Origin of the sequence: Alteribacter aurantiacus DSM 18675 (assembly GCF_000429705.1) — a bacterium.
Lineage (GTDB): Bacteria > Bacillota > Bacilli > Bacillales > Salisediminibacteriaceae > Alteribacter > Alteribacter aurantiacus.
Genome location: NZ_AUCJ01000011.1, coordinates 102,983 through 128,667, shown reverse-complemented (window position 1 = coordinate 128,667; position 25,685 = coordinate 102,983). Strand labels below are relative to the sequence as shown.

Below are 25,685 nucleotides of genomic sequence, written 5' to 3'. Positions count from 1 at the left end.
ATATAATAGATAATTGTGATTGAACATATTATTTATGAAAAAAACTTGATTCCTGAGTTGGATTCATGTATACTGAATAATGTTGGTCACATGACAGGCGTAGATGTGGGAGGTTACCGACACACCAGGCCCCTTTGCCATGGGACGGTGCGAGGACAATTTCCGCGGAGCAAGTCTATTTCCAAAAATGGGCGAAAGAAGGAGGTAATCAAATGGCAAAACAAAAGATTCGTATTCGTCTTAAAGCTTACGATCACAGAACTCTTGATCAATCTGCAGAGAAAATCGTTGAAACAGCAAAGCGTTCAGGTGCAAGTGTAGCGGGGCCAATCCCACTACCAACTGAAAAGTCTATTTACACGGTTCTTCGTGCGGTACACAAATACAAGGATTCTCGTGAGCAGTTCGAGATGCGTACTCATAAGCGTTTAATCGACATCATTGAGCCAACACCACAAACTGTGGATGCTCTAATGAGATTAGACCTGCCATCAGGCGTTGACATTGAAATCAAACTATAAATGATTGTTTAATAACAGGAGGTGTGACTCATGACCAAAGGAATCTTAGGTAAGAAATTAGGAATGACTCAAGTGTTCGCTGAAAACGGCGAGGTCATCCCAGTAACAGTAATCGAAGCGACTCCAAACGTTGTTCTTCAAAAGAAGACGGTTGAAGCTGACGGTTACGAAGCTATTCAAGTTGGTTACGGTGACAAGAAAGACCACCGCGCTAACAAACCTGAAAAAGGACACGCTGCTAAAGCTGACACTGCCCCTAAGCGCTTCGTTAGAGAAATTCGCGATGTGAACTTAGCGGATTATGCAGTTGGTCAGGAAGTCAAAGTAGATACTTTTACAGCTGGAGACGTTGTAGACGTAACAGGACAATCCAAAGGTAAAGGTTTCCAAGGTGCGATCAAGCGCCATAACCAATCCCGCGGACCAATGTCCCACGGTTCACGTTATCACCGTCGCCCTGGTTCAATGGGACCTGTAGACCCGAACCACGTACGTAAAGGTAAAAACTTACCTGGACAAATGGGTGGAGAAACAAAAACGGTTCAAAACCTTGAAGTTGTCCGTGTTGATACAGAACGTAACCTGCTCTTGGTAAAAGGAAATGTACCAGGCGCTAAGAAAAGCTTCGTTACAGTAGAATCTGCTGTAAAAGCTAAATAAGTAGATCGATTAGGAAAGGAGGAGCCCTGATGCCTAAAGTTACTTTATTTAACCAAACTGGCTCTCAAGTTGGCGATATCGAGCTATCCGATAGCATTTTCGGTATTGAACCAAATGAAAGTGTTCTATATGACGCTGTTATCATGCAGCAAGCTTCACAAAGACAAGGTACTCACTCTGTCAAAGGACGTTCAGACGTTCGCGGTGGCGGAAAGAAACCTTGGAGACAAAAAGGTACTGGCCGTGCCCGTCACGGTACAATCCGTTCACCATTATGGGTTGGCGGGGGTGTCGCATTCGGTCCTACACCTCGTAGCTATGGCTACAAATTACCGAAAAAAGTTCGTCGTTTGGCGATCAAATCTGCTCTTTCTTCTAAAGTACAAGCTGAAGAAATTCGCGTACTAGAAGGATTGAGCCTAGAAACACCAAAAACAAAAGAGATGAAAGCCGTTTTAGCCGGTCTTACTTCAGGAGAAAAAACACTTGTTGTAACAGCTGACTACAATGACGCTATCGCTCTTTCTACACGCAACCTACCTGGAGTAAAAACAGTTACTGCAGATGGTATTAATGTGTTAGACGTCGTGAGCCACAGCAACCTTGTGATCACTCAAGACGCTGTTAAAAAGGTAGAGGAGGTGCTTGCATAATGGCAAACGCTCGTGATATTATTAAGCGCCCCGTAATCACTGAACGTTCTACTGACTTGATGGAAGAGAAAAAGTACACTTTTGAAGTGGACACTCGCGCTAACAAGACTCAGATCAAAGTCGCTATCGAAGAGATCTTTGGTGTAACAGTAGAAAAAGTCAACACACAGAATTACAAAGGTAAATTCCGTCGTTTCGGACGTTATACAGGCTACAAGAGCAAGCGCAAAAAAGCCATTGTTCAGTTAACACCAGATAGCAAAGAACTAGACTTCTTTGAAGGTGTATAAGAATTATTTTTTAAAGAAGGAGGGAAACCCTGATGGCTATTAAAAAGTATAAACCAACCACTAACGGTCGTCGTGGAATGTCTGTTCTTGACTTCCAAGAAATCACGACCGACAAACCGGAAAAGTCTCTACTAGCTCCACTTAGCAAAAAAGCTGGTCGAAACAACCATGGTCGCATTACTGTACGTCACCAAGGTGGCGGACATAAGCGTCAATACCGTATCATCGACTTTAAGCGTAACAAAGATGGAATTCCAGGCCGCGTTGCTACGATCGAATACGATCCAAACCGTTCTGCGAACATCGCTCTTATCAACTATGTTGATGGAGAGAAGCGTTACATCCTTGCACCAAAAGGACTTAAAGTTGGTATGGAAATCTTCTCAGGAAAAGACGCCGACATCAAAATCGGTAACGCTCTTCAACTGAAAGACATTCCAGTGGGTACAATCATCCACAACATCGAGCTTAAGCCTGGTAAAGGTGGACAGCTAGTGCGTTCAGCAGGTGCTGAAGCTCAACTTCTTGGTAAAGAAGGAGATTACGTACTTGTACGTCTTCGCTCTGGTGAAACTCGTATGATCCTTGCTACTTGCCGCGCTACAATCGGTCAAGTAGGAAACGCAGAGCACGAACTTGTAACAATCGGTAAAGCCGGTCGTTCTCGTTGGTTAGGCAAGCGCCCAACTGTTCGTGGTTCTGTTATGAACCCTGTTGATCACCCACACGGTGGTGGTGAAGGACGTGCGCCAATCGGACGTAAATCACCAATGTCTCCTTGGGGTAAACCAACACTTGGATTCAAAACGCGTAAGAAAAACAAAGACACGGATAAATATATTGTGCGTCGTCGCAAAAAATAACGGGATTGTACTACGGTTCTCGTTAAGAAGAACCGTAGGTCAATCACGAAGGGAGGTACACACATGGGTCGCAGCTTAAAAAAAGGACCTTTTGTCGATGAACATCTAATGAAGAAAGTTGAAGTACAAAACGAGAATGATGACAAGAAAGTGATCAAGACTTGGTCTCGTAGATCTACAATTTTCCCACAATTCATCGGTCACACGATCGCAGTTTACGATGGTCGTAAACACGTACCGGTTTACGTAAATGAAGATATGGTTGGACACAAGCTTGGCGAGTTCGCACCATCAAGAACTTACAAAGGCCACGCTTCTGACGACAAGAAAACAAGACGCTAATAAAGAGGGGAGGTACTTTCCATGGAAGCAAAAGCAGTAGCGAAACAAGTGCGTATTGCTCCTCGCAAGGCACGTTTAGTGGTTGACTTAATTCGTGGTAAGGAAGTTGGCGAAGCCATCTCAATCCTTAAACACACTCCGAGATCAGCTTCTCCAATCGTTGAGAAACTTGTTAACTCGGCAATCGCTAACGCTGAGCACAATTACGAAATGGAACCAAACAACTTGGTTGTAAGTCAAGTATTCGTTGATGAAGGTGTTACACTTAAAAGATTCCGTCCACGTGCGATGGGTCGAGCTAGCCGAATCAACAAACGTACGAGTCATATTACAGTTGTTCTTACAGAAAAGAAGGAGGGATAAGCAGTGGGTCAAAAAGTGAATCCTAACGGACTGCGTGTCGGCGTTATTCGCGGATGGGAGTCCCAATGGTATGCAGATAAAGACTATGCTGATCTACTTCACGAAGACATTAAAATTCGTGAGTATCTTGAGAAGCGTCTAAAAGACGCATCCGTATCCACTATCGAAATCGAACGTGCCGCTAACCGCGTGAACGTTACGATCTATACTGCTAAACCAGGAATGGTTATCGGTAAAGGTGGATCTGAAGTAGAAGCTTTACGTAAAGCTCTTAACCAACTTACTGGCAAGCGTGTACACATCAACATTAACGAAATCAAGTCTCCGGACAAAGATGCTCGTCTTGTTGCTGACAACGTTGCTCGCCAACTAGAAAATCGTATTTCTTTCCGTCGTGCTATGAAGCAAACAATCCAACGCACAATGCGTGCTGGAGCACAAGGTATTCGTACCCAAGTTTCAGGACGTCTAGGCGGAGCGGACATTGCTCGTTCTGAATCTTACAGCGAAGGTACTGTACCACTACACACACTTCGTGCGGACATCGACTACGGTACTGCAGAAGCAGACACTACCTACGGTAAAATCGGTGTTAAGATCTGGATCTATCGTGGTGAAGTCCTTCCGACGAAAGGAACGAAACAAGAGGAAGGAGGAAAATAATCATGCTAATGCCTAAACGTGTAAAATTCCGTCGTGAGCACCGTGGTAAGATGCGCGGTCGTGCGAAAGGCGGCACAGAAGTTGCATTTGGTGAATACGGCCTGCAAGCTCTCGAAGCGTCTTGGATTACAAACAGACAAATCGAGTCAGCTCGTATTGCTATGACACGTTATATGAAACGTGGCGGTAAAGTATGGATTAAAATTTTCCCAGATAAGCCTTACACTGCTAAACCTCTAGAAGTTCGAATGGGTTCCGGTAAAGGTGCTCCTGAAGGATGGGTTGCAGTAGTAAAACCAGGGAAAATCATGTTTGAAATTGCGGGGGTTTCTGAAGAAGTTGCGCGTGAAGCACTACGACTTGCTTCTCACAAACTACCGATCAAAACTAAGTTTGTAAAACGAGATGAAGTGGGTGGTGACGCAAATGAGAGCTAATGAGATCCGCAACCTAACCACTGCTGAGATTGAACAAAAGTCAAAGTCTCTTAAAGAAGAGCTTTTCAACCTTCGCTTTCAACTTGCGACTGGACAGTTAGACAATCCAGCCCGCATCCGTGAAGTTAAAAAAGCTATTGCACGTGCGAAAACAGTTTTGCGTGAAAGAGAGCTTGGAATTACTAACGATTAATACTGAGAGGAGGTTTGCACTGTGGCTGAGCGTAATAACCGCAAGACTTACACAGGTCGTGTTGTATCCGACAAAATGGACAAAACGATCACTGTTCTTGTAGAAACGTACAAAATGCATCCGCTATACGGCAAACGCGTTAAATACTCCAAAAAGTTAAAAGCACATGATGAAAATAACACTGCGAAAGCTGGAGATATCGTCCGCGTAATGGAGACTCGTCCGCTTTCAAAAGACAAGCGCTTCCGTCTTGTAGAAGTCGTTGAAGAAGCTGTCATCGTTTAATAAAAGATAAAGACTGACGTTTGCTTACCTGAAGGGAGGTAAATTGATCCATGATCCAACAAGAAAGTCGTTTAAAAGTAGCTGATAACTCAGGTGCCCGTGAAGTACAATGTATCAAAGTTCTCGGAGGTTCCGGACGTAAAGTAGCCAACATCGGTGACATTATTGTTTGTTCCGTAAAACAAGCAACACCTGGTGGCGTTGTCAAGAAGGGTGAAGTCGTTAAGGCGGTAATCGTACGCTCTAAGAGTGGTGCGCGTCGTCCAGACGGATCTTACATTAAGTTTGACGAGAACGCAGCGGTAATCGTACGTGATGACAAGAGCCCACGTGGTACTCGTATCTTCGGACCAGTTGCCCGTGAACTTCGTGAAAACCAATTCATGAAGATTGTATCCTTGGCTCCTGAAGTTCTTTAATCATAAATGGACACGAAATGTCTGTTAAGGAGGTGCCCCTCATGCATGTAAAAAAGGGAGATAGCGTTAAGGTAATCTCTGGTAAGGACAAAGGCAAGGAAGGAAAAATCCTTGAAGCATATCCGAGCAAAGACCGCGTACTTGTAGAAGGTGTTAACATGGTGAAAAAACATGCGAAACCATCTCAAGCGAACCCACAAGGCGGTATTTTGAACCAGGAAGCGGCTATTCACGTTTCTAACGTAATGCCGATCGACCCGAAATCGGGCGAACCAACACGTGTTGGATATAAAGTAGAAAACGGTAAAAAAATTCGTATCGCCAAGAAATCCGGCGAAGCGTTAGATAAGTAACAAGTTTTAGGTTGAAAGGAGGTTCACCACTATGAGTCGTCTTAAAGAAAGATACAATGGAGAGATTGTTCCAGTTCTTACTGAAAAATTCAATTACTCTTCCGTAATGGCAGTTCCACAAATCGATAAGATCGTAATCAACATGGGTATTGGTGATGCGGTTCAGAACTCTAAAGTACTAGACAAAGCTGTTGAAGAACTTACTGAGCTTTCTGGTCAAAAGCCAATCATCACTAAAGCGAAAAAGTCTATTGCAGGCTTCAAGCTTCGTGAAGGTATGCCGATCGGTGCGAAAGTAACCCTTCGCGGTGAGCGCATGTATGATTTCCTTGATAAACTTATCGCTGTTTCTTTGCCGCGTGTACGTGACTTCCGCGGGGTTTCAAAGAAAGCCTTTGACGGACGAGGTAACTATACATTGGGAGTTAAAGAGCAGTTAATTTTCCCTGAAATTGAGTATGACAATGTAGATAAAGTTCGTGGAATGGACATCGTCATTGTTACTACGGCTGAAACGGATGAAGAAGCTCGTGAACTACTCACTCAAATGGGTATGCCGTTTCAAAAATAAGATCTCGCCGAAAAGGAGGTTTGAACCTTGGCAAAGAAATCAATGATCGCTAAAGCTAAAAAGCCTAAGAAGTTCAATGTGCAAGAATATACACGTTGCGAACGTTGTGGACGTCCACACAGTGTCATTCGCAAATTTAAATTGTGCCGTATCTGTTTCCGTGATCTCGCGCACAAAGGTCAAATTCCGGGCGTTAAAAAAGCAAGCTGGTAATTCCGTGTAGGGAAGGAGGTAAATACGATGGTCATGACTGATCCTATTGCAGATATGCTAACTCGTATTCGTAATGCGAATACTGTACGTCATACAAGCTTGGAGCTTCCTGCTTCCAAGATCAAGAAAGAAGTTGCTGACATCTTAAAGCGTGAAGGTTTCATTCGCGACTTTGAATATATTGAGGACAACAAGCAAGGCATCCTTCGTATTTTCCTTAAGTACGGTGTAAATAACGAGCGCGTTATCACTGGACTTAAGAAAATCAGTAAACCAGGTCTACGTGTTTATGCAAAAGCTGATGAAGTACCACGAGTACTTGGCGGTTTAGGAATCGCAGTAATCTCTTCATCAACTGGCATTATCACAGACAAAGAAGCTCGTCAAAAGCAAGTTGGCGGCGAAGTACTAGCATACATTTGGTAATATGAACGGAAGAATGGAGGTGTAAGGCATGTCTCGAATTGGTTTAAAACCTGTTGAGATTCCATCCGGTGTTGAAGTGAAACTAGAAGGTACTACCATTATGGTCAAAGGACCTAAAGGTGAACTAACTCGTACACTTCACGCTGACATGGTCGTAAAACAAGAAGACAACCAGATCACTGTTGAGCGCCCATCTGATCACAAAGATCACCGCGCACTTCACGGTACTACTCGTTCCGTGATCAACAACATGGTCGAAGGTGTAACTAAAGGATTTGAAAAGACGCTTGAGCTAGTCGGTGTAGGTTACCGTGCTCAAAAGTCAGGGAACAAAGTCACTCTAAGCGTTGGACTATCTCACCCTGTTGAGTTTAATCCAGAAGACGGTCTTGAGCTTGACGTTCCTGAAAACACGAAAATTATCGTAAAAGGTATCGATAAAGAACGCGTTGGAGCACTTGCTTCTAACATTCGTGCTGTAAGACCACCTGAACCTTACAAAGGCAAAGGAATTCGCTATCAAGGCGAATACGTACGCCGTAAAGAAGGTAAAACAGGTAAATAAGTTTAAATAACGGATTGAAAGGAATGACGTTCAATGATCACAAAGGCTGACAAGAACGTGGTACGTAAGAAAAGACACGCACATGTTCGTCGCTCGATCACGGGAACTGCTGAACGTCCTCGTTTGAATGTTTTCCGTTCTAATAAGCACATTTATGCGCAAGTAATTAACGACGTCGATGGCGTTACAGTTGCTGGTGCATCGAGCTTAGACAAAGAACTTAAACTTGATAACGGCGGAAATAAAGAAGCGGCTCGTCAAATCGGCGAATTGGTTGCGAAACGTGCCCTTGAGCAAGGTGTTGAAACTGTGGTATTTGACCGCGGAGGATACCTTTATCATGGTCGAATCCAAGAACTTGCAGATGCAGCTCGTGAAGCTGGTCTGAAGTTTTAATTAACCACAAAAGGAGGGAAACTCATTGCGTAGTATCGACCCTAACAAACTTGAACTTGAAGAAAGAGTAGTTACTGTTAACCGTGTTGCGAAAGTGGTTAAAGGTGGTCGTCGCTTCCGCTTCGCTGCACTAGTTGTAGTAGGAGATAAAAACGGACACGTTGGCTTCGGTATGGGTAAAGCACTTGAGGTACCTGAAGCTATCCGTAAAGCGATTGAAGACGCTAAGAAAAACCTAATCACGATCCCAATCCAAGGTACAACAATCCCTCACCAAATTACTGGTGAATTCGGAGCAGGAAGTGTACTTCTAAAGCCTGCATCTGAAGGTACAGGAATCATCGCTGGTGGACCTGTTCGTGCTGTACTTGAGCTTGGCGGTGTAGGTGACATTCTAAGTAAATCCCTAGGATCAAACAACCCAATTAACATGGTGCGTGCGACTCTACAAGGATTAACTGAACTAAAAAGCCCGGAAGAGGTTGCAAAACTTCGCGGCAAATCAGTAGAAGAGCTACTAGGTTAAGGAGGGAATTAACATGGCTAAAAAACTTGAAATTACCCTCACACGCAGCCTGATCGGACGCCCTGAAGATCAGCGCGTAACCGTAAAAACGCTAGGTCTTCGTAAAATGCACCACACAGTGGTACAAGAAGACAACGCAGCTATTCGCGGTATGGTGAACAAAGTATCTCACCTTGTTACTGTAAAAGAAATCGAAGCGTAACTTGAAGATAATGAGTTGAGGAGGTGCCGACATGAAACTTCACGAACTTAAGTCCTCAGAGGGTTCCCGTAAGGTTCGCAAACGTGTTGGACGTGGTATCGCTACTGGTAACGGTAAAACTGCCGGTCGTGGACACAAAGGACAAAACGCTCGTTCCGGAGGCGGAGTACGCCCAGGATTTGAAGGTGGCCAAATGCCAATCTTCCGCCGCTTGCCAAAGCGCGGATTTACAAATCCTACGCGTAAAGAGTTTGCTATTGTAAACCTTGAAACGTTAAACCGTTTCGACGCTGGAACGGAAGTAACTCCTGAGCTATTGATCGAGTCCGGTGTTGTAAGCAACGCTAAAGACGGAATCAAAGTTCTAGGGAATGGAAAGCTTGAGAATAAGCTTACAGTTAAAGCCAACAAATTCTCTGCTTCTGCTAAAGAAGCAATTGAGGCTGCAGGCGGAACTACAGAGGTGGTCTAATGTTTCAAACCATCTCCAATATATTTAAAATTGGTGATTTGAGACGTAAGGTATTATTCACCCTAGCCATGCTAGTTGTATTCCGTATTGGTGCACATATCCCTGCACCGGGTGTAGATCCAAACGTCCTGAACTTTCAGGATGAGATGAATGCCTTTGGCTTTCTAAATACATTCGGTGGCGGAGCTCTTGAAAATTTCTCGATCTTCGCTACAGGGATCATGCCCTACATTACGGCATCGATTATCGTGCAACTTTTAAGAATGGACGTTGTTCCTAAGTTCGCAGAATGGGCTAAACAAGGAGAAGCGGGTCGACGAAAGTTGGCACAATTCACTCGTTATGGAACAATCGTCATTGCTTTTATGCAAGCACTTGGAATGTCGATCGGGTTTAACCGAATCTTCCCGGGTCTTGTACCGAACCCAAGCGTTGTAACGTTTTTGCTTATCGCTCTTACATTGACTGCAGGTACTGCATTCTTAATGTGGCTCGGTGAACAAATTACGGCACAAGGTGTAGGGAATGGAATCTCGATTTTAATCTTTGCGGGTATTGCTGCTGCAATTCCAAATGGTGTCAACCAGATCTATGCTACACAGATTGCTGATGCCGGAGACGCATTGTTCATTAATATCGTTACGGTGCTACTGCTACTTTTAGCACTACTACTCATCGTAGTAGGAGTGATCTTTGTTCAGCAAGCACTTCGTAAAATCCCTGTGCAATACGCAAAGCGTTTAGTATCAGGAAAACCACAAGGCGGTCAGTCTACTCACTTGCCACTTAAAGTGAACGCTGCCGGGGTTATTCCGGTTATTTTTGCTATGTCACTCTTCATTTTCCCGCCTACGGTCGCAGGATTCTTCGGAGATGATAATGCAATTGCCGGCTGGGTCCAGACGAACTTTGATTATACGCAGCCATTCGGCCTTGTCGTTTACGCTTCGTTAATCATCGGGTTCACGTATTTCTATACGTTTGTCCAAGTCAACCCTGAACAAATGGCCGACAACTTGAAAAAGCAAGGCGGCTATATCCCTGGAATCCGTCCTGGTAAAACAACGCAAGTCTATATCACACGAATCCTATACCGTCTGACATTTGTAGGTGCCCTATTCTTGGCTACCGTTTCTGTTATCCCGGTTTTCTTCACTCAGGCTGCGGGACTTCCTCCTGCCGTTCAAATTGGAGGTACGGGTCTTCTCATCGTAGTAGGGGTTGCCCTTGATACGATGAAGCAGATTGAAAGTCAAATGATCAAACGTAGCTATAAAGGATTTATTAAATAAGGAGAGGGAGATTGCGTGTAAGCTCCTCCCTTTGCCTTCGATCGTGAATGAAGAACGATGGAGGGATAATCGATGAATTTAATCTTAATGGGTCTTCCGGGTGCGGGTAAAGGTACTCAAGCCGATAAAATCGTTGAAAAATACGGTGTACCGCACATTTCAACCGGGGATATGTTCCGTGCTGCAATTAAAGGTGGAACGGAGCTCGGGTTGAAAGCAAAATCCTACATGGATGCTGGAAACCTTGTTCCAGATGAAGTTACTGTTGGAATCGTCAAAGAGCGTCTTGCTAAAGACGACTGTAAGAAGGGCTTCTTACTCGATGGATTTCCAAGAACAGTTGCACAAGCTGAAGCACTAGAAGAGATTCTCGCTGAACTCGATCGTCAACTTGACCATGTTGTTTACATTAAGGTACCTGAAGAGGACTTGTTTAAGCGTCTTACTGGTAGATGGGTTTGCCCAACATGTGGTACTACCTACCACGAGATCTTCAATCCTCCAAAGGATGCCGGCAAATGTGACAAAGATGGCAGCGAATTGATTCAACGAGAAGATGATAAGCCTGAAACAGTAGAGAAGCGCCTACAGGTTAATCTCGAACAAACTCAGCCACTTATTGACTTCTATGAGAATAAAGGCTACCTTCGTAATGTCGATGGTAACCAAGACATTCAAAACGTCTTTGAAGATCTTGATGTATTGTTGAAAGGAAGCAATCGATGATTATAGGCAAGACCGAGCGAGAGCTTGACATTATGCGTGTTGCCGGAAGAATCGTTGCTTTAACGCATCAAGAGCTAAAAAAACACATCCAGCCTGGTATTACTACGAAGGAATTGGATAACATCGCAGACAAGTTTATTCGTCAACATGATGCGATTCCATCTTTTAAAGGCTATAATGGATTTACTGGTAGCATCTGCGCTTCAGTGAATGAAGAATTGGTACACGGTATTCCGGGCAACCGCGTTTTGAACGAAGGTGACATTATCAGCATTGATATTGGCGCCAAGTACAATGGCTACCATGGAGACTCAGCTTGGACTTACCCTGTCGGGACGATCTCTGAACAAGATCAAAAGCTTTTAGACGTGACGGAGGCTTCCCTCTTTAAAGGTCTGGAAGAAGCAAAACCGAAAGAACGTTTGTCCAATATCTCACATGCGATCCAAACGTATGCAGAATCTCATGGATTCTCTGTTGTCAGGGAATATGTCGGTCACGGAGTCGGTCAGGATCTACATGAAGATCCACAAATCCCGCACTTCGGTCCACCAGGAAAAGGCCCTCGTCTAAAACCGGGGATGGTTTTAGCGATTGAGCCGATGATAAACGCCGGTTCAAGACACGTTAAAACACTATCTGATAACTGGACAGTGGTCACCACTGATGGAAAACGCTGTGCCCATTTCGAACACACAATTGCTATTGTTGAAACAGGATATGAAATTTTGACAAAAGCCTAGCAAACTAAAGGTGGTCGGTCACTAAATGAAAGATCCTGAAACCGTTCCTGAGCTCGGTGAGCTCGTGCGAATAGTAAAAGGAAGAGATAAAGATCAATATGCCTGTGTCATTGAAGTTCTTGATACACGTTTTGTTCGGATTGCCGACGGGGATAAACGTAAGGTAGACCGCGCAAAGAAAAAGAACATTCAGCACCTGGAGCGGACGGATCTCATTTCTCCTGAAGTGAAAAATAGCATTGTCGATACGGGACGTGTCACCAATGCAAAATTGCGATTTGCAATTTCATCATATATGAATGACAATTTACTGAAGGAAGGAGAGTAAATTCATGGCCAAAGAAGATGTAATTGAAGTAGAAGGAACGGTTATTGAGCCGCTTCCTAACGCGATGTTTCGTGTTGAATTAGAGAATGGACACAAAATTCTTGCCCACGTATCCGGTAAGATTCGTATGCACTTCATCCGTATTTTACCTGGAGATAAAGTGACCGTTGAATTGTCTCCCTATGACTTAACCCGTGGTCGCATCACGTATCGTTATAAATAAGCTGATGGAAAGCGAAACCGCACTCCGTATCACAAGGAGGTAAAGAGCATGAAGGTAAGACCATCTGTAAAGCCAATGTGCGAAAAATGTAAAGTTATTCGCCGTAAAGGTACCGTCATGGTAATCTGCGAAAACCCAAAACACAAACAAAAACAAGGTTAATCCAACAGGAGGTGTAACGTAAATGGCACGTATTGCTGGAGTCGACATTCCTCGTGACAAGCGAGTTGTCGTATCTTTGACTTACGTTTACGGTATCGGACAAACAAGAGCTGCTAAAGTTCTTGAAGAAGCTGGTGTATCTGAAGACACTCGCGTACGCGATTTGACTGAAGACGAGCTTGGCCGTATTCGTGAAGTAGTAGATAGCATTAAAGTAGAAGGTGACCTTCGTCGTGAAGTGTCTCTTAACATCAAACGTCTAATCGAAATCGGTTCTTACCGTGGAATCCGCCACCGTCGTGGCCTACCGGTTCGCGGTCAGAAAACGAAAAACAACGCACGTACGCGTAAAGGACCTCGCCGTACTGTAGCGAACAAGAAGAAGTAAAGGAGGTAATGTACTGTTATGGCTAAACCAAAAACGACTCGTTCAAAGCGTCGTCAACGTAAGAATATTGAATCTGGAGTTGCACACATCCGTTCAACGTTTAACAACACGATCGTAACGATCACAGACCTTCGCGGTAACGCAATCTCTTGGGCTAGTGCTGGTGCATTAGGCTTCAAAGGTTCACGTAAATCAACTCCTTTCGCAGCACAAACAGCTGCTGAAACTGCTGCAAAAGCGGCGATGGAGCACGGCATGAAGAGCGTAGAAGTTTCCGTAAAAGGCCCTGGTGCCGGACGTGAAGCAGCTATTCGTTCCCTTCAAGCTACTGGTCTGGAAGTAAACATGATCAAAGATGTAACTCCAGTTCCTCACAACGGCTGCCGTCCACCAAAACGTCGTAGAGTATAATGACAGATGAGGGTATGGATTTTCGTACCCGTGTCAATAATGGTTAAGAGTCATGAATAAAAGAAGACTCTTTTGGGAATATTGACGATTCATTGCAGATCGGAATATGCCCAATGAGGGATTCCGGAAGACCTCAATCCGGTCGTCCGGGGTTTCGACGTTTTGAAGGAGGGGTTGTGTAATGATCGAAATCGAAAAGCCAAAGATTGAACCGGTTGAACTTAGTGAAGACGCATCTTACGGTAAGTTTGTCGTAGAACCGTTAGAACGAGGATATGGTACAACGCTCGGAAACTCTCTGCGCCGAATCCTATTATCCTCTCTGCCAGGATCTGCAGTAACAAGCGTACAGTTTGATACGGTACTTCATGAATTTTCAACTATTGAAGGCGTGTCAGAAGATGTAACTGAAATCGTTCTGAATTTGAAGAAGCTAGCTCTTAAGATCTACTCCGATGAGGAAAAAACATTGGAAGTAGAAGCACAAGGTGAAGGTGTTGTTACAGCTGCTGACCTGATGCATGATAGTGACGTGGAGGTTTTAAACCCTGATCTTCACATTGCAACCCTATCTAAAGGTGCGAATTTCCACCTTAAGCTAACGGCCAACACTGGACGCGGGTATGTACCTGCTGAAGGAAACAACACTAGCGAACTTCCAATTGGTGTGATTCCGATTGATTCCATCTACACTCCGGTTTCACGTGTAAACTTCCAAGTGGAGAACACACGTGTAGGTCAGATTACGAACTACGATAAGCTGACGCTGGATGTATGGACAGACGGAAGCATTCGTCCGGAAGAAGCGGTATCTCTTGGCGCTAAAATCTTGACTGAGCACTTGAACATCTTTGTCGGTTTAACAGATCAGGCACAAAACGCCGAGATTATGGTCGAGAAAGAAGAAGACCAAAAGGAAAAAGTGCTTGAAATGACGATTGAAGAGCTTGATCTCTCTGTACGTTCATACAACTGTTTGAAACGTGCTGGAATCAACACTGTTCAAGAGCTAACGCAAAAATCAGAAGAAGATATGATGAAAGTCCGTAACTTAGGACGCAAATCGTTAGAAGAAGTTCAGGAAAAGCTGGGCGAATTAGGCCTTGGCTTACGCAACGAAGAATAGTCTCCAAAAAGACTTCTATTCGCAGCACTTCCTCTTCTATTAGATACGGACAACCTTTAGAGAAGGAGGGACTCACATGGGATACAGAAAATTAGGTCGTGACAGCTCAGCCCGTAAGGCATTGTTCCGCGACTTGACTACTGATTTGATTATCAACGAAAGAATCGAAACGACTGAGCCTAAAGCGAAGGAGCTTCGTTCAATCGTAGAACAAATGATTACACTTGGTAAGCGTGGTGATCTTCACGCGCGTCGTCAAGCTGCTGCATTTGTTCGTGACGAAGTAGCTGATGAGGAAAACGGCACTACTGCTGTTCAAAAGCTATTTGGTGACATTGCAACACGTTATGAAGACCGTCAAGGCGGCTATACTCGTGTACACAAGCTAGGACCTCGCCGTGGGGATGGCGCAGAAATGGCAATCATCGAACTTGTATAAGTGATTGTTAAAGGGCGAGACACAGAATCTGGCAGTCGACAGGTTCTGTTTCTATGCCCTTTTTTTGTACAAAAGGCTGGGCAAGGGGGATCGATTCTCCCAACGCCCCTTTTGTGCAATATGGTTTGTCAAGATCGAATACCTGACACATGCTGAACGTGCTCAGGTTGTTTTTCAAAGCAAACACACAGTACGATACAATTCAGAACCTAAATGTAAGAGAGGAACGGTTAGTATGGATCAACGAAATGCTCACATCAACATCGATCGTGTTTCATTTCGCTATCGTGAAGAGGATCCAATGGTTCTTAATCATGTTCAATTAACGGTTCCACAAGGACAGTGGCTCGCCATTGTCGGCCATAACGGTTCTGGTAAATCAACATTGGCAAAAATGTTGAACGGCCTTCTTTTACCACAGGAAGGCGTTGTATCAATAGGAGAATGGACAACAGGAAACGAACGTCATATCAAAACGATCCGTAAAAAGCTCGGGATGGTGTTTCAAAACCCGGATAATCAGCTCGTAGCGCCAACGGTTCAAGACGATGTGGCTTTTGCTCTGGAAAACAGCGGTGTAGAACCACAAGAGATGAAACAACGAGTAATAGCGCATATCAAAAAAGTCGGCCTAGAGGGACTGGAAAATGCAGAACCTCATAAATTATCAGGCGGCCAAAAACAACGTGTCGCGATTGCAGGAGCCTTAGCATTGGAGCCTGCTATTCTTGTTATGGATGAAGCTACTTCCATGCTCGATCCGACAGGGCGTGAAGACATTCACCAGTTGATGCATGAGGTAAAACGTGAAGGAAACAAAACGATTATTAGCATTACTCATGATTTGGATGAAGCGATCTTAGCCGATCGCGTGATTGTCATGAAGCGAGGTAGTATCATCGGAGATGGAACGCCAACGGACATTTTTGAACAACGTACAATATTAAAAGAAGCAGGGCTTACAGCTCCGTTTATTGTTCAGTTGCGCCACGAACTGGAAAGTCAAGGTGTTGCTCTTTCTAAACGCATACGTACTGAAAAAGAGATGGTGGATGCCATATGCACATTAAAGCGCAAGACCTAGGCTATACGTATATGAAAAACACGCCATTTGAGAAGAAAGCACTCGATGGGGTGAATCTTGAGATCAAAGAGGGCTCAAGAGTGGCGATTGTCGGACATACTGGATCCGGCAAATCAACCCTCGTACAACACATGAACGGTCTGCTCATTCCTTCTGAAGGTTCTTTGACTGCAGGGGAGATGGAGATACGACCGGGCACAAAACAAAAAACATTAAGTAAACTAAGACAACGCGTAGGCATGGTGTTTCAATTCCCGGAACACCAGCTTTTTGATGAAACCGTAGAAAAAGACGTGGCTTTCGGTCCAATGAACTTCGGTCTCACCCGTGAGGAAGCCTGTGGTCGAGGAAGGGACGCTCTTCGAAAAGTCGGCCTTCACGATGAGAGCCTTTATAAGAAGTCTCCATTTGAGCTTAGTGGGGGACAAATGCGAAGAGTGGCGATTGCCGGTGTGTTGGCCAGTGAACCGGAGATGCTTATTCTTGATGAGCCGACAGCAGGTTTGGATCCTGAAGGTCGGGTGAAGATGATGGAGCTATTCTCCGGCTGGCAAAAAGAATCGGAGGCGCGCTCCTACGTGTTAGTCACTCATCATATGGAGGATGCGGCTACCTATGCTGACTACATCTTTGTGATGCATCAAGGAACCGTTGTGCTTGAAGGAAGTCCTGAAGTCGTGTTTTCCCATGAAGAGCGGTTGCAGCAGTGGGGACTAGGTGTTCCAAAAACAACAAAGCTATTAATCGAACTTTCAAAGAAGGCGAATACCCCAATCAATGTCGCCTCTTTTTCTGTAGAGGATACAGCAAAAGAGATTGTGAGATTGTTGAAAGGGGACAAGAGGGATGTTTGATAACCTCATCATCGGTCAATATGTACCAAGGGAATCCGTGATACACCGGATGGACCCAAGAGCAAAGCTCGTCTGTCTCTTTCTGTTTATGATTGTCCTCTTTATTGGCAATCGCATCATCGCTCTTCTCCCTGGGATCCTTTTTGTGGCTGTAGCCTTTTGGTTAGCCCAGATCCCTCTTCGTTTTTTCGCAAAAGGACTTCGGTTAATTGTGATTATCATTACGATTACCTTCATCTTGCATTTGTTTATGACACGAGAAGGCAACGTGCTGGTCGACATTGGCTGGCTAACGATCTATGAAGGGGCTTTAACTCAGGCTTCCTTAATCGCTGTAAGGCTTTTTCTTTTAGTGATCTTAGCATCGATGCTTACTCTAACCACAACGCCGATTGATTTGACCGACGGCTTAGAGACACTATTCGGTCCTTTGAAAAAAATCGGAGTTCCCGCACATGAGTTGGCACTTACCATGAGTATTGCCTTGCGATTTATCCCGACCCTACTGGGGGAAACGGAGAAGATTGTTAAAGCACAGCTAGCGAGGGGCGCGTCCTTTTCAGAAGGGTCTCTTGTTAAACGGGCAAAGGCACTCATTCCTCTTTTAGTTCCGTTGTTAATTCAATCGTTTAAACGTGCTGAGGACTTAGCTACGGCTATGGAAGCCAGAGGGTACGATGGGAGCTCGGAGCGAACGAAGTATCGTGAGTTGACATGGAAAAGATCGGACACCTTCATGCTTATGGTTACGATCCTTACAGGTGTGATGATATTAATTCTCAGAGGATAACGAAAGCAGGTGGTCACGATGACACGTTATGTATGCCGTGTTGCCTACGACGGAACCAACTTTTCAGGTTACCAGGTACAGGCGAATGGGCGAACGGTCCAAGCGACATTTGAGCAAAGCTTGAAAAAACTTCACAAAGGTGCCGTCGTGGAATCGAAGGCATCGGGTAGAACCGATGCCGGGGTTCATGCTAAAGGACAAATGATTCAATTTGATTCCGATTTAGGCATTGCTCTTGATAAGTGGCCGATCGCGCTAAATGCTGTGCTCCCACCTGAGATCGCCGTAGTGGACATTGCAACGGTCCCTAGCGACTTTCACGTACGTTACGATACAACAGGCAAAGAATATCGTTATCGAATCCTCAGAGGCCGTCAGAGGGACGTGTTTAAGAGGAACTACACGTATCAGCCTTTTCCCTTGATCGACGACGTGGAAGGGATGAGAGAGGCTGCCAGACACCTTCTTGGCAGCCACGACTTCACGAGCTTTTGCTCTCCTCGAACGGACGTAGAGGACAAAGTACGGACGATCACAGAAATTGAGATTACCGAGCACGGGGATGAACTGTTGCTTCGCTTTCGAGGAAGCGGCTTTCTTTACCAAATGGTAAGGATTCTTACAGGGACCCTTGTTGAAGTAGGTCAACGTAAACGGACACCGGCATCACTAAAAGACATCATCCAAGCAAAAGACCGAGACGCCGCAGGCCCCACAGCCCCGGGGCAAGGCCTCTATTTATGGGATGTCTTCTATGAAACCGATCTGTTTAAAAAAGAAACGTGAAGGCGAAGCTTGAGTAGATGGCATTACTCTAGATTCCATCAGGTGAAGTGATTTCTAACCTTTGCTACATTTTTAGGAAATTCAATTTCTGAAAGATGTTGCTTTCATAGAAGGAATGATGAGCGATCGACAATCTTTCGTGCGGGGACGAAACACATCCCCAGAGCACGCACGATAGTCATTATTTTATCTAGTGATGCGAAGGTGAACGGAATATGCGACACTCCTGCGGAAATGCGAAGCAGGTGAGACCCCACAGGGCAAAGGAAGGCATTGAAAAAGTTAAAGATCGAACTTTTTCAGTACCTTCGCAAAGCCCGAGGAGGCTCAGCGCGAGTCCGCGGAAAGGGAGCCTATTCCGTTCAACGTAGCTTAAATCCTTAAATGGTAAAGGAATAAACCATTATATATGTTAAGGGGAAAGCTGTAAGAATAGTTTGTTTCAAACTGGAAGAAAAAAACTTCACGTGACAACGAATCCTGGTGTAACATTCTATTGACATTCAAGTGCCAATACGTTAAGATGATCTATGGTATTCTAAAGCCCACTAGCCCCGGGCAGACGAATCGTTTTGTAACAATGTAGTTTATGATTTTGGTATTGAAGTATTAGGAGGGAAATAATCTGATGCGTACGACATATATGGCAAAGCCTAGCGAAGTAGAACGTAAATGGTACGTTGTAGACGCGGAAGGTAAAACGCTTGGTCGTCTTTCAACTGAAGTTGCGTCAATTCTTCGTGGAAAGCACAAGCCAACGTTTACACCACACATCGACACTGGAGATCACGTAATCGTGATCAATGCAGAAAAAATTCACTTGACTGGTAATAAGCTTGCTGACAAGATGTATTACCGTCACTCTCAGCACCCAGGCGGACTTAAGAGCATGACTGCTCAAGAGATGCGCGATCGCAAGCCAGTAAAAATGCTTGAGCTAGCGATTAAAGGGATGCTACCAAAAGGTTCTCTAGGCCGTAAGCAAGGCATGAAGCTTCATGTTTATGCTGGCAATGAGCACCCACACCAAGCACAACAGCCTGAAAACTACGAATTACGCGGTTAATAAAGAAGGAGGTTATCCACTTTGGCACAGGTTCAATACTACGGAACTGGTCGTCGTAAGCACTCCGTTGCACGTGTACGTTTAGTACCTGGTGATGGTGCAATCACTATCAACAAGCGTGACATCGATGAGTACTTCGACCTTGAAACTTTAAAACTTATCGTAAAACAACCACTAGCTGAGACTGAAACAGAAGGTACGTATGACATTCACGTAACAGTTCACGGCGGTGGTTACACAGGACAAGCGGGTGCGATCCGTCACGGTATCTCTCGCGCGCTTCTAGAAGCAGATCCTGAGTACCGCACGTCTCTTAAGCGTGCTGGCTTCTTGACTCGTGACGCTCGTATGAAAGAGCGTAAGAAATACGGTCTTAAAGCAGCTCGTCGTGCTCCTCAGTTCTCTAAGCGTTAATATTGTTTATACAAACCTCACTCGTTTTATGCGAGTGAGGTTTTTGTGTTTCTAGGAAAGGTCTGCGGTAGTAATTGGTTGTGGAGAGGAGTTCCGTTGGCCATTATAAGTTATTTATAATTTGGCGTAGCTAGCTCTAGAGCGCCACTCACCACCTTTTTCAAAGAAAACCCAAAAACCTTGTCAAATAATGATACAATAAAATGAAATGACAACGTTTACATATAAGTTTAATTATCTGAAATATCAAAATATAGTATGGGTAAAAGGCGGTGCCGTAGGTGAAACTTCAGGATATTAGTCGCGAAGAGCTTTTGAATTTTTTACCCTTTCCATCGTTCATTGGTGATGAAGATGGTCGGATTATTGATGCCAATAACGAAATGAAACAACTTGTTGAGATTGATCAACAGAATACACTTGAAGAGAGTGCTGAAGAAAATGAGATCAAAAAGTACTTTGAAGGAGAGATCTTGCATATTCTGATCGACGGATCCTCTTATCTCTTTATCAAAAAAGAGGTCATGGATCACCCTCGAAAAGAGTTTTTGTATATGGGTGTGCAATCAGCCGGTGTCAAAAACTTGGTGAGTCGTTTAAAGAGAACAGAAGAGTTGAATAGAGAGTTGGACGCGATTATTGATAACTCTTACGATGTGATTTACATTACGGATAAAAATGGCATGACTCTTAAAACGAATAAGGCGATCGAGCGGGTCACTAGAATACCAAAAGAATATTTTGTTGGTAAGCGTGTGGATGAACTGATTAAAAGAGGCATCTTGAAAAACTCCGTTACACATCATGTCCTAAAGAAAAAACGAACGGTCTCTTTTGTTCAGTCCAATTACGAGGGAAAAGAGATGCTCATCACGGGAAATCCCGTTTTTAACGCGAATGGCGAGATCGAAAAAATTGTCACGAACGCAAGAGACTTAACGGAGCTCAATGAGCTTCAGGCGGCTCTCAGCAAAGCCACAGAGCTAAACAAAACGTACAAAAAAGAACTGGAGACGTTAAAAGGAAAGAAGATGGACGATGATGGCATCGTTTTAGCCAGTGAAGAGTTAAGACTCATTTACGAAATGGCGAACCGCATTTCAAATGTGGATGCTACGGTTCTTATCTTAGGAGAAACAGGTGTCGGAAAAGATGTACTTGCTAAATACATTTACAACAACAGCTTCAGAGAAAAAGAAGGGAACTTTATTAAAGTGAACTGTGGCGCAATCCCTGGGGAGCTACTTGAATCGGAACTGTTCGGATATGAAGGCGGCGCGTTTTCAGGAGCAAGTAAAAACGGAAAAGCCGGTATGTTTGAGTTGGCTGATAAAGGTGTTTTGTTCTTGGACGAGATTGGCGAGCTGTCTTTGGCTTTGCAAGTAAAGTTGCTACGGGCCTTACAGGAACAAGAGATTATGCGGGTAGGAGGAACGAAGCCTAAAAAAATAAATGTGCGCGTGATTGCCGCTACGAACCGTAAGTTAAAGGAAATGGTGCAAGAAGGAACGTTCCGAGAAGACTTGTATTACCGTCTCAATGTCATTCCAATTCAAATTCCACCGCTAAGGGAGAGAAGAGATGACATTATTCCTCTCGTAAACATGTTCTTGAATAAAGTGAACAAGAAGTATGATTTATCAAAAACCATGAGTCACAGGTTGAAGAACTTCTTTGTTTCCTTCAATTGGAGCGGCAATGTAAGAGAACTGTCCAATTTAATTGAAAGACTTGTCCTTGTCACAGACAGGCAGATGATCGATATTGAGCATCTGCCGGAAGATTATTTAAGCACAGGTGATATTCCTGTCACGGGAAGTTCAACGTCCATGACATTAAAAGAAGCAGTCGAGCTTGCTGAAAAAGAGGTACTCGCATCAGCGGCAAAAGAATTTACCAATACGTATGAAATAGCAGATAAGCTAGAAACCAGTCAACCGACCGTCGTGCGGAAATTAAAGAAGTACAACATCAAAACAGGTCAATAGATAAAACAAAGAGGTCCTATCCGGTAGGTCCTCTTTTCTTAATTCATTCATGAATGACCAAGTTATTTTCGAATCAAGACTTTAGCCAGGATGTGAATCTAAAAGACAAGGATTTAAATCGAAACCACCAGCATCCCACGGAATGAACTGGTTGAATCGAAAAATAAAAATTTTGGCATGAGTATTGCATCTATAGAAAGGTAGGACCCATTTTCTTGTAAATGGGAGGTGTTCATACATGTGTAAAAGAAGGGGTGAGAGAGATGTCACATCAAGTGAGTGAGGAAGCAGGTACGGGATCAAGAAGTCTGAACGTACCTGAGAACTCCCTTTACCACATGCTAAGAAGAACGGTAAAGAAAAACGAAAAGCGTGTGGCCGTCATTTCAGAAGAAGAGAAGCTGACATATGACGAGCTTCTTGAACGAGTCAATCGATTGGCAGATTCTTGGAGAAAGCGAGGAATGAAAAAGGGAGATATGCTGGGGCTTATGCTTCCTAATCAGGCTGAATATATCGTTTGTTTTTATGCAGCACAGGCGCTCGGGATGACTGTGGTCCAAATTAACCCGAATTATACACCTAGAGAGCTTGTCCAGATCATTCATAGCGCCAAGGTAAAACATGTTGTGGTCTCAAATCGAAATGTGGAGACGGTTCTACACGTTCATGGTCTCGAGCCGATCGAGAACATCATCGTTACAGGTACGGTAGAGTCAAGCGCCGTAGAGGAGCTCTTCTGTTTGGAAAAGCAAATCCGTGAAGGGGAAAACGTCTCCCATGAAACAACTGTAAATGTAAAAGAAGATGTAGCCGTCATTCAATACACCGGAGGGACAACCGGTCAAATGAAAGGGGCCATGCTCACTCATTACAACCTGGTGGCGAACGTGGAACAGAGTTATACGATGTATGGGAGCAAGATGAAACAAGGTGAAGAAGTGTTTCTCGTGGCGACACCTCTGTATCACGTCTATGCCATGACTGCTGGGATGAATTTGGGGATCCGAATTGGAGCGACGATTTTACTAATGAAGAAGTTTGAGATTCAACAAGCGTTGGAGTGGATTAAGGAATACAGGCCAACTTATTTTCCCGGTGTTCCCGGGATGTACACAGCGTTTGTCATGCACCCTGACGTGGAACAATACGGACTTGATTGTTTGAAGTTTTGCTCAAGCGGGTCTGCGCCGCTCCCGGTTGAGATTATTAAAAGGTTTGAGTCATTAACAGGGGCAGTCATTGGTGAAGGATTTGGCATGTCTGAAGCGTCACCTACGACACACCGTAACCCGGCTGAAGGGATCAGAAAAATTGGAAGTGTGGGTCTTCCCTTACCTGGCACAGAAAGCAAAATAGTAGATGACGACAACCAGGAGCTGCCACCGAAATGCGTTGGTGAATTAATTATTAAAGGTCCTCAAATTATGAAGGGATACTTGAATAATGAAGCCGACACGGAGAATGCGCTACGAAACGGCTGGCTCTATACGGGAGACTTGGCCATGGTAGACGAAGACGGCTATTTTTACATTGTCGGTCGGAAAAAAGAAATGATCTTAATTGGCGGGTTTAATGTGTACCCGAGGGAAATAGAAAATGTATTATACGAACATCAAGATGTGAAAGAAGTGGCTGTTGTTGGGATCCCCCACGAAGAAAAAGGGGAAGTAATAAAAGCTTTTATTGTGTTACGTGAAGAGGCAACTGCCGATGTAGAAGAACTGAAAGGGTTCTGTTACAGAAACCTGACTCGCTATAAAGTACCAAAGGATTTCGAAATTAGAGATGCCCTTCCGAAAAACACGGTCGGGAAGCTGTTAAAACGGTCATTGGTCGAAGAAGAGATGGGCAATCAAAAAAAGGAGCGTGAAGAATAATGTTTTCAACTATTGAAGTAGTCAAAGACAATCGGGTCGCTTTTATTACAATTAACCGAGAAGAAGTTCGTAACGCATTGAATAAAGAGACACTGGGAGAAATCTCTGCTGCGTTAAAAGAATTAAACGATGACAGTGATGTCGGATGCGTGGTATTTACCGGAAAAGGGGAAAAGTCCTTTGCTGCGGGGGCAGACATTGCCCAGTTAAGAGAGAAATCAACGATCGATGTGTTTAAGGCCGGCGGTATGCAGGAAGTATACGATGAAATTGAAGCGTATGATAAGCCCACGGTAGCCATGATTAACGGGTTTGCCCTAGGTGGAGGCTGTGAACTTGCAATGGCTTGTGATATTCGAATTGCGTCGTCGAACGCTAAAATGGGACTTCCTGAGTTGAACTTGGCCATTATCCCTGGGGCAGGTGGAACACAACGATTGGTTCGCATTGTGGGCAAAGGCAAAGCCCTAGAACTCATCTTAACAGGAAAAATAATTGGAGCAGAAGAAGCAAAACAAATCGGACTTGTATCTGAAGTTGCTGAGCCTGAGCAATTGTTGGAGACGGTTATGGTTACTGCCCACCAGATGCTCGCTAAAGGTCCTTTAGCGTTAAAGTTGGCGAAGATCGCCGTTCATGCGGGCTCTGAAGCAGACATGAAAACCGGCCTCCTCATTGAGAAGCTCGCTCAAGGAATCTTATTTTCATCGGAAGATAAAGACGAAGGCACTCAAGCGTTCTTGGAAAAAAGAAAAGCCAATTTCGTAGGGAAGTAGTGAAAAGGGGCGTTTAACGTGGAGCGATTGAACGGCAAAGTTGCACTCGTGACCGGGGGTTGTAGAGGAATTGGTCAAGCAATTGTTAGGCGGTTTCTTTCGGAGGGGGCCAGAGTATGTGTGGCAGACTATGAAAAGGTAGACCAGGCTTTTAGCGATGCGCTAGAAGGGCCAGTTGTTTTTCAAGCGGATGTTCGTAACCGAGAGCAAATCAAATTGGTGTGTGAACAGATTGTAACCAAGTATGGACGCATCGACATTTTAGTCAATAACGCAGGCATTATACGGGATAAGATGCTTTATAAAATGTCGACGAGCGATTGGGACGACGTGTTGGATGTACATTTAAAGGGCGCATTCAACTGTAGCCAAGTTGTACAACAATACATGGTCCAAGAGGGATATGGTCGCATTATCAATCTCTCATCAACCTCCGCTCTTGGTAATAGAGGACAAGCCAATTATGCAACGGCAAAAGCCGGTATTCAAGGGTTTACAAAAACGCTGGCATTGGAGCTTGGTAAATACGGGATTACGGCAAATGCCATTGCCCCGGGGTTTATTGAAACCGATATGACGAAACAAACGGCGAAGCGATTGGGAATCGACTTTGAGACGTTGGTCGAGGCGAGCAAAGCTCAAATTCCCGTAGGGCGAACGGGAAAAGGAGAAGACATTGCCAATGCGGCTGTTTTCTTTGCTGAAGAATCGTCGTCATTTGTAAACGGCCAAGTCCTTTATGTAGCAGGAGGACCAAAATCATAAAAGAAGCGCCTGCACCTCGCAGGTGCTTCTT

41 protein-coding genes are annotated in these 25,685 nt (G+C 44.4%); all 41 read left to right on the top strand.

What is annotated here, in order from left to right; all coding sequences use genetic code 11:
- The first annotated feature begins 212 nt into the window (after positions 1–212).
- Entirely contained in the window at positions 213–521 is a 309-nt protein-coding gene (rpsJ, locus tag G476_RS0102020; protein ID WP_026688626.1) for a 30S ribosomal protein S10, read from the top strand.
- 30 nt (positions 522–551) lie between these two features.
- Entirely contained in the window at positions 552–1,181 is a 630-nt protein-coding gene (gene rplC, locus G476_RS0102015; RefSeq protein WP_026688625.1) for a 50S ribosomal protein L3, read from the top strand.
- A gap of 29 nt (positions 1,182–1,210) precedes the next feature.
- The gene (gene rplD, locus G476_RS0102010) at positions 1,211–1,834 is read left to right on the top strand and encodes a 50S ribosomal protein L4 (protein ID WP_026688624.1); all 624 of its coding nucleotides are present in this window, start codon (positions 1,211–1,213) and stop codon (positions 1,832–1,834) included.
- Positions 1,834–2,124, top strand: coding sequence for a 50S ribosomal protein L23 (rplW, locus tag G476_RS0102005; RefSeq protein WP_026688623.1), 291 nt, complete (start codon positions 1,834–1,836; stop codon positions 2,122–2,124). The genes rplD and rplW overlap by 1 nt, the downstream gene beginning before the upstream one ends.
- Positions 2,125–2,156: 32 nt before the next feature.
- On the top strand, positions 2,157–2,987 hold the full coding sequence (gene rplB, locus G476_RS0102000) for a 50S ribosomal protein L2 (protein ID WP_026688622.1): 831 nt from the start codon (positions 2,157–2,159) through the stop codon (positions 2,985–2,987).
- Positions 2,988–3,050: 63 nt separating this feature from the next.
- Positions 3,051–3,329: a 30S ribosomal protein S19 gene (gene rpsS, locus G476_RS0101995; RefSeq protein ID WP_026688621.1), complete on the top strand. Its 279-nt coding sequence runs from the start codon at positions 3,051–3,053 to the stop codon at positions 3,327–3,329.
- Positions 3,330–3,350: 21 nt separating this feature from the next.
- Complete coding sequence (gene rplV, locus G476_RS0101990) at positions 3,351–3,692, top strand: 50S ribosomal protein L22 (RefSeq protein WP_026688620.1); 342 nt, start codon at positions 3,351–3,353, stop codon at positions 3,690–3,692.
- Positions 3,693–3,695: 3 nt separating this feature from the next.
- A complete protein-coding gene (gene rpsC / locus G476_RS0101985) occupies positions 3,696–4,355 on the top strand; it encodes a 30S ribosomal protein S3 (RefSeq protein ID WP_026688619.1) in 660 nt (219 codons plus the stop codon).
- A gap of 2 nt (positions 4,356–4,357) precedes the next feature.
- Positions 4,358–4,792: a 50S ribosomal protein L16 gene (gene rplP / locus G476_RS0101980; protein ID WP_026688618.1), complete on the top strand. Its 435-nt coding sequence runs from the start codon at positions 4,358–4,360 to the stop codon at positions 4,790–4,792.
- Complete coding sequence (rpmC, locus tag G476_RS0101975) at positions 4,782–4,985, top strand: 50S ribosomal protein L29 (protein ID WP_026688617.1); 204 nt, start codon at positions 4,782–4,784, stop codon at positions 4,983–4,985. The genes rplP and rpmC overlap by 11 nt, the downstream gene beginning before the upstream one ends.
- Positions 4,986–5,006: 21 nt before the next feature.
- Complete coding sequence (rpsQ, locus tag G476_RS0101970; RefSeq protein WP_026688616.1) at positions 5,007–5,270, top strand: 30S ribosomal protein S17; 264 nt, start codon at positions 5,007–5,009, stop codon at positions 5,268–5,270.
- 50 nt (positions 5,271–5,320) lie between these two features.
- Entirely contained in the window at positions 5,321–5,689 is a 369-nt protein-coding gene (rplN, locus tag G476_RS0101965; RefSeq protein WP_026688615.1) for a 50S ribosomal protein L14, read from the top strand.
- A 41-nt stretch (positions 5,690–5,730) separates the two neighbouring features.
- Entirely contained in the window at positions 5,731–6,042 is a 312-nt protein-coding gene (gene rplX, locus G476_RS0101960) for a 50S ribosomal protein L24 (RefSeq protein ID WP_026688614.1), read from the top strand.
- Positions 6,043–6,073: 31 nt separating this feature from the next.
- A complete protein-coding gene (gene rplE / locus G476_RS0101955) occupies positions 6,074–6,613 on the top strand; it encodes a 50S ribosomal protein L5 (RefSeq protein ID WP_026688613.1) in 540 nt (179 codons plus the stop codon).
- Positions 6,614–6,640: 27 nt separating this feature from the next.
- Positions 6,641–6,826: a type Z 30S ribosomal protein S14 gene (locus G476_RS0101950; protein WP_026688612.1), complete on the top strand. Its 186-nt coding sequence runs from the start codon at positions 6,641–6,643 to the stop codon at positions 6,824–6,826.
- A gap of 27 nt (positions 6,827–6,853) precedes the next feature.
- Positions 6,854–7,252, top strand: a complete 399-nt coding sequence (gene rpsH / locus G476_RS0101945; RefSeq protein WP_026688611.1) for a 30S ribosomal protein S8 — start codon at positions 6,854–6,856, stop codon at positions 7,250–7,252.
- A 28-nt stretch (positions 7,253–7,280) separates the two neighbouring features.
- Entirely contained in the window at positions 7,281–7,817 is a 537-nt protein-coding gene (gene rplF / locus G476_RS0101940; RefSeq protein WP_026688610.1) for a 50S ribosomal protein L6, read from the top strand.
- A 33-nt stretch (positions 7,818–7,850) separates the two neighbouring features.
- Positions 7,851–8,213 carry a 50S ribosomal protein L18 gene (rplR, locus tag G476_RS0101935; protein WP_026688609.1) on the top strand — a complete coding sequence of 121 codons (363 nt, stop codon included), beginning with the start codon at positions 7,851–7,853 and terminating at the stop codon, positions 8,211–8,213.
- Between the two features lie 25 nt (positions 8,214–8,238).
- Complete coding sequence (gene rpsE, locus G476_RS0101930) at positions 8,239–8,739, top strand: 30S ribosomal protein S5 (protein WP_026688608.1); 501 nt, start codon at positions 8,239–8,241, stop codon at positions 8,737–8,739.
- 13 nt (positions 8,740–8,752) lie between these two features.
- Positions 8,753–8,941, top strand: coding sequence for a 50S ribosomal protein L30 (rpmD, locus tag G476_RS0101925; RefSeq protein WP_026688607.1), 189 nt, complete (start codon positions 8,753–8,755; stop codon positions 8,939–8,941).
- A gap of 31 nt (positions 8,942–8,972) precedes the next feature.
- The gene (gene rplO / locus G476_RS0101920) at positions 8,973–9,413 is read left to right on the top strand and encodes a 50S ribosomal protein L15 (RefSeq protein ID WP_026688606.1); all 441 of its coding nucleotides are present in this window, start codon (positions 8,973–8,975) and stop codon (positions 9,411–9,413) included.
- A complete protein-coding gene (gene secY, locus G476_RS0101915) occupies positions 9,413–10,705 on the top strand; it encodes a preprotein translocase subunit SecY (RefSeq protein ID WP_026688605.1) in 1,293 nt (430 codons plus the stop codon). Before rplO ends, secY begins: the two co-directional genes overlap by 1 nt.
- 72 nt (positions 10,706–10,777) lie before the next feature.
- On the top strand, positions 10,778–11,431 hold the full coding sequence (locus G476_RS0101910; protein WP_026688604.1) for an adenylate kinase: 654 nt from the start codon (positions 10,778–10,780) through the stop codon (positions 11,429–11,431).
- Positions 11,428–12,174, top strand: a complete 747-nt coding sequence (gene map, locus G476_RS0101905) for a type I methionyl aminopeptidase (protein ID WP_026688603.1) — start codon at positions 11,428–11,430, stop codon at positions 12,172–12,174. The genes G476_RS0101910 and map overlap by 4 nt, the downstream gene beginning before the upstream one ends.
- A 25-nt stretch (positions 12,175–12,199) precedes the next feature.
- Positions 12,200–12,502, top strand: a complete 303-nt coding sequence (locus G476_RS0101900) for a KOW domain-containing RNA-binding protein (RefSeq protein WP_026688602.1) — start codon at positions 12,200–12,202, stop codon at positions 12,500–12,502.
- 4 nt (positions 12,503–12,506) lie between these two features.
- Positions 12,507–12,725, top strand: coding sequence for a translation initiation factor IF-1 (gene infA / locus G476_RS0101895; RefSeq protein ID WP_010896341.1), 219 nt, complete (start codon positions 12,507–12,509; stop codon positions 12,723–12,725).
- Positions 12,726–12,773: 48 nt separating this feature from the next.
- Positions 12,774–12,887: a 50S ribosomal protein L36 gene (gene rpmJ / locus G476_RS0101890; RefSeq protein WP_026688601.1), complete on the top strand. Its 114-nt coding sequence runs from the start codon at positions 12,774–12,776 to the stop codon at positions 12,885–12,887.
- Between the two features lie 22 nt (positions 12,888–12,909).
- On the top strand, positions 12,910–13,275 hold the full coding sequence (gene rpsM, locus G476_RS0101885) for a 30S ribosomal protein S13 (protein WP_026688600.1): 366 nt from the start codon (positions 12,910–12,912) through the stop codon (positions 13,273–13,275).
- Positions 13,276–13,293: 18 nt separating this feature from the next.
- Positions 13,294–13,686, top strand: coding sequence for a 30S ribosomal protein S11 (gene rpsK / locus G476_RS0101880; protein WP_026688599.1), 393 nt, complete (start codon positions 13,294–13,296; stop codon positions 13,684–13,686).
- Positions 13,687–13,867: 181 nt separating this feature from the next.
- Positions 13,868–14,812 carry a DNA-directed RNA polymerase subunit alpha gene (locus G476_RS0101875; RefSeq protein ID WP_026688598.1) on the top strand — a complete coding sequence of 315 codons (945 nt, stop codon included), beginning with the start codon at positions 13,868–13,870 and terminating at the stop codon, positions 14,810–14,812.
- A gap of 76 nt (positions 14,813–14,888) precedes the next feature.
- Entirely contained in the window at positions 14,889–15,251 is a 363-nt protein-coding gene (gene rplQ / locus G476_RS0101870) for a 50S ribosomal protein L17 (protein ID WP_026688597.1), read from the top strand.
- A gap of 235 nt (positions 15,252–15,486) precedes the next feature.
- On the top strand, positions 15,487–16,335 hold the full coding sequence (locus G476_RS0101865) for an energy-coupling factor transporter ATPase (protein ID WP_026688596.1): 849 nt from the start codon (positions 15,487–15,489) through the stop codon (positions 16,333–16,335).
- A complete protein-coding gene (locus G476_RS0101860) occupies positions 16,311–17,189 on the top strand; it encodes an energy-coupling factor transporter ATPase (RefSeq protein WP_026688595.1) in 879 nt (292 codons plus the stop codon). The genes G476_RS0101865 and G476_RS0101860 overlap by 25 nt, the downstream gene beginning before the upstream one ends.
- Entirely contained in the window at positions 17,182–17,979 is a 798-nt protein-coding gene (locus G476_RS0101855; RefSeq protein WP_026688594.1) for an energy-coupling factor transporter transmembrane component T family protein, read from the top strand. Before G476_RS0101860 ends, G476_RS0101855 begins: the two co-directional genes overlap by 8 nt.
- Positions 17,980–17,997: 18 nt before the next feature.
- The gene (gene truA / locus G476_RS0101850; protein WP_026688593.1) at positions 17,998–18,765 is read left to right on the top strand and encodes a tRNA pseudouridine(38-40) synthase TruA; all 768 of its coding nucleotides are present in this window, start codon (positions 17,998–18,000) and stop codon (positions 18,763–18,765) included.
- Between the two features lie 628 nt (positions 18,766–19,393).
- Positions 19,394–19,831 carry a 50S ribosomal protein L13 gene (rplM, locus tag G476_RS0101845; RefSeq protein ID WP_026688592.1) on the top strand — a complete coding sequence of 146 codons (438 nt, stop codon included), beginning with the start codon at positions 19,394–19,396 and terminating at the stop codon, positions 19,829–19,831.
- A gap of 21 nt (positions 19,832–19,852) precedes the next feature.
- Positions 19,853–20,245: a 30S ribosomal protein S9 gene (rpsI, locus tag G476_RS0101840; RefSeq protein ID WP_026688591.1), complete on the top strand. Its 393-nt coding sequence runs from the start codon at positions 19,853–19,855 to the stop codon at positions 20,243–20,245.
- Positions 20,246–20,526: 281 nt separating this feature from the next.
- Entirely contained in the window at positions 20,527–22,233 is a 1,707-nt protein-coding gene (locus tag G476_RS21105; protein ID WP_245579623.1) for a sigma-54 interaction domain-containing protein, read from the top strand.
- Between the two features lie 263 nt (positions 22,234–22,496).
- Positions 22,497–24,113 carry a long-chain-fatty-acid--CoA ligase gene (locus G476_RS0101830; RefSeq protein WP_035185931.1) on the top strand — a complete coding sequence of 539 codons (1,617 nt, stop codon included), beginning with the start codon at positions 22,497–22,499 and terminating at the stop codon, positions 24,111–24,113.
- Entirely contained in the window at positions 24,113–24,889 is a 777-nt protein-coding gene (locus tag G476_RS0101825; protein ID WP_035185928.1) for an enoyl-CoA hydratase/isomerase family protein, read from the top strand. The genes G476_RS0101830 and G476_RS0101825 overlap by 1 nt, the downstream gene beginning before the upstream one ends.
- Positions 24,890–24,907: 18 nt before the next feature.
- The gene (gene fabG, locus G476_RS0101820) at positions 24,908–25,654 is read left to right on the top strand and encodes a 3-oxoacyl-ACP reductase FabG (RefSeq protein ID WP_026688588.1); all 747 of its coding nucleotides are present in this window, start codon (positions 24,908–24,910) and stop codon (positions 25,652–25,654) included.
- Positions 25,655–25,685: the final 31 nt, after the last annotated feature.

Bases quoted from the DNA above. Each gene is read 5' to 3' on its own strand.
- rplR (WP_026688609.1), top strand. From the start codon at position 7,851: ATGATCACAAAGGCTGACAAGAACGTGGTACGTAAGAAAAGACACGCA.
- rplV (WP_026688620.1), top strand. From the start codon at position 3,351: ATGGAAGCAAAAGCAGTAGCGAAACAAGTGCGTATTGCTCCTCGCAAG.
- G476_RS0101860 (WP_026688595.1), top strand. From the start codon at position 16,311: ATGCACATTAAAGCGCAAGACCTAGGCTATACGTATATGAAAAACACG.
- truA (WP_026688593.1), top strand. From the start codon at position 17,998: ATGACACGTTATGTATGCCGTGTTGCCTACGACGGAACCAACTTTTCA.
- rplP (WP_026688618.1), top strand. From the start codon at position 4,358: ATGCTAATGCCTAAACGTGTAAAATTCCGTCGTGAGCACCGTGGTAAG.
- rpmC (WP_026688617.1), top strand. From the start codon at position 4,782: ATGAGAGCTAATGAGATCCGCAACCTAACCACTGCTGAGATTGAACAA.
- rplF (WP_026688610.1), top strand. From the start codon at position 7,281: ATGTCTCGAATTGGTTTAAAACCTGTTGAGATTCCATCCGGTGTTGAA.
- rpmD (WP_026688607.1), top strand. From the start codon at position 8,753: ATGGCTAAAAAACTTGAAATTACCCTCACACGCAGCCTGATCGGACGC.
- G476_RS0101830 (WP_035185931.1), top strand. From the start codon at position 22,497: ATGTCACATCAAGTGAGTGAGGAAGCAGGTACGGGATCAAGAAGTCTG.
- rplB (WP_026688622.1), top strand. From the start codon at position 2,157: ATGGCTATTAAAAAGTATAAACCAACCACTAACGGTCGTCGTGGAATG.
- G476_RS0101910 (WP_026688604.1), top strand. From the start codon at position 10,778: ATGAATTTAATCTTAATGGGTCTTCCGGGTGCGGGTAAAGGTACTCAA.
- map (WP_026688603.1), top strand. From the start codon at position 11,428: ATGATTATAGGCAAGACCGAGCGAGAGCTTGACATTATGCGTGTTGCC.
- secY (WP_026688605.1), top strand. From the start codon at position 9,413: ATGTTTCAAACCATCTCCAATATATTTAAAATTGGTGATTTGAGACGT.
- rpsH (WP_026688611.1), top strand. From the start codon at position 6,854: ATGGTCATGACTGATCCTATTGCAGATATGCTAACTCGTATTCGTAAT.
- rpsJ (WP_026688626.1), top strand. From the start codon at position 213: ATGGCAAAACAAAAGATTCGTATTCGTCTTAAAGCTTACGATCACAGA.
- G476_RS0101865 (WP_026688596.1), top strand. From the start codon at position 15,487: ATGGATCAACGAAATGCTCACATCAACATCGATCGTGTTTCATTTCGC.
- infA (WP_010896341.1), top strand. From the start codon at position 12,507: ATGGCCAAAGAAGATGTAATTGAAGTAGAAGGAACGGTTATTGAGCCG.
- rplC (WP_026688625.1), top strand. From the start codon at position 552: ATGACCAAAGGAATCTTAGGTAAGAAATTAGGAATGACTCAAGTGTTC.
- rpsM (WP_026688600.1), top strand. From the start codon at position 12,910: ATGGCACGTATTGCTGGAGTCGACATTCCTCGTGACAAGCGAGTTGTC.
- G476_RS0101855 (WP_026688594.1), top strand. From the start codon at position 17,182: ATGTTTGATAACCTCATCATCGGTCAATATGTACCAAGGGAATCCGTG.
- rplX (WP_026688614.1), top strand. From the start codon at position 5,731: ATGCATGTAAAAAAGGGAGATAGCGTTAAGGTAATCTCTGGTAAGGAC.
- G476_RS0101900 (WP_026688602.1), top strand. From the start codon at position 12,200: ATGAAAGATCCTGAAACCGTTCCTGAGCTCGGTGAGCTCGTGCGAATA.
- G476_RS0101875 (WP_026688598.1), top strand. From the start codon at position 13,868: ATGATCGAAATCGAAAAGCCAAAGATTGAACCGGTTGAACTTAGTGAA.
- rpmJ (WP_026688601.1), top strand. From the start codon at position 12,774: ATGAAGGTAAGACCATCTGTAAAGCCAATGTGCGAAAAATGTAAAGTT.
- rplW (WP_026688623.1), top strand. From the start codon at position 1,834: ATGGCAAACGCTCGTGATATTATTAAGCGCCCCGTAATCACTGAACGT.
- rpsS (WP_026688621.1), top strand. From the start codon at position 3,051: ATGGGTCGCAGCTTAAAAAAAGGACCTTTTGTCGATGAACATCTAATG.
- rplN (WP_026688615.1), top strand. From the start codon at position 5,321: ATGATCCAACAAGAAAGTCGTTTAAAAGTAGCTGATAACTCAGGTGCC.
- rpsK (WP_026688599.1), top strand. From the start codon at position 13,294: ATGGCTAAACCAAAAACGACTCGTTCAAAGCGTCGTCAACGTAAGAAT.
- rplD (WP_026688624.1), top strand. From the start codon at position 1,211: ATGCCTAAAGTTACTTTATTTAACCAAACTGGCTCTCAAGTTGGCGAT.
- rplQ (WP_026688597.1), top strand. From the start codon at position 14,889: ATGGGATACAGAAAATTAGGTCGTGACAGCTCAGCCCGTAAGGCATTG.
- rplM (WP_026688592.1), top strand. From the start codon at position 19,394: ATGCGTACGACATATATGGCAAAGCCTAGCGAAGTAGAACGTAAATGG.
- rplE (WP_026688613.1), top strand. From the start codon at position 6,074: ATGAGTCGTCTTAAAGAAAGATACAATGGAGAGATTGTTCCAGTTCTT.
- rplO (WP_026688606.1), top strand. From the start codon at position 8,973: ATGAAACTTCACGAACTTAAGTCCTCAGAGGGTTCCCGTAAGGTTCGC.
- G476_RS0101825 (WP_035185928.1), top strand. From the start codon at position 24,113: ATGTTTTCAACTATTGAAGTAGTCAAAGACAATCGGGTCGCTTTTATT.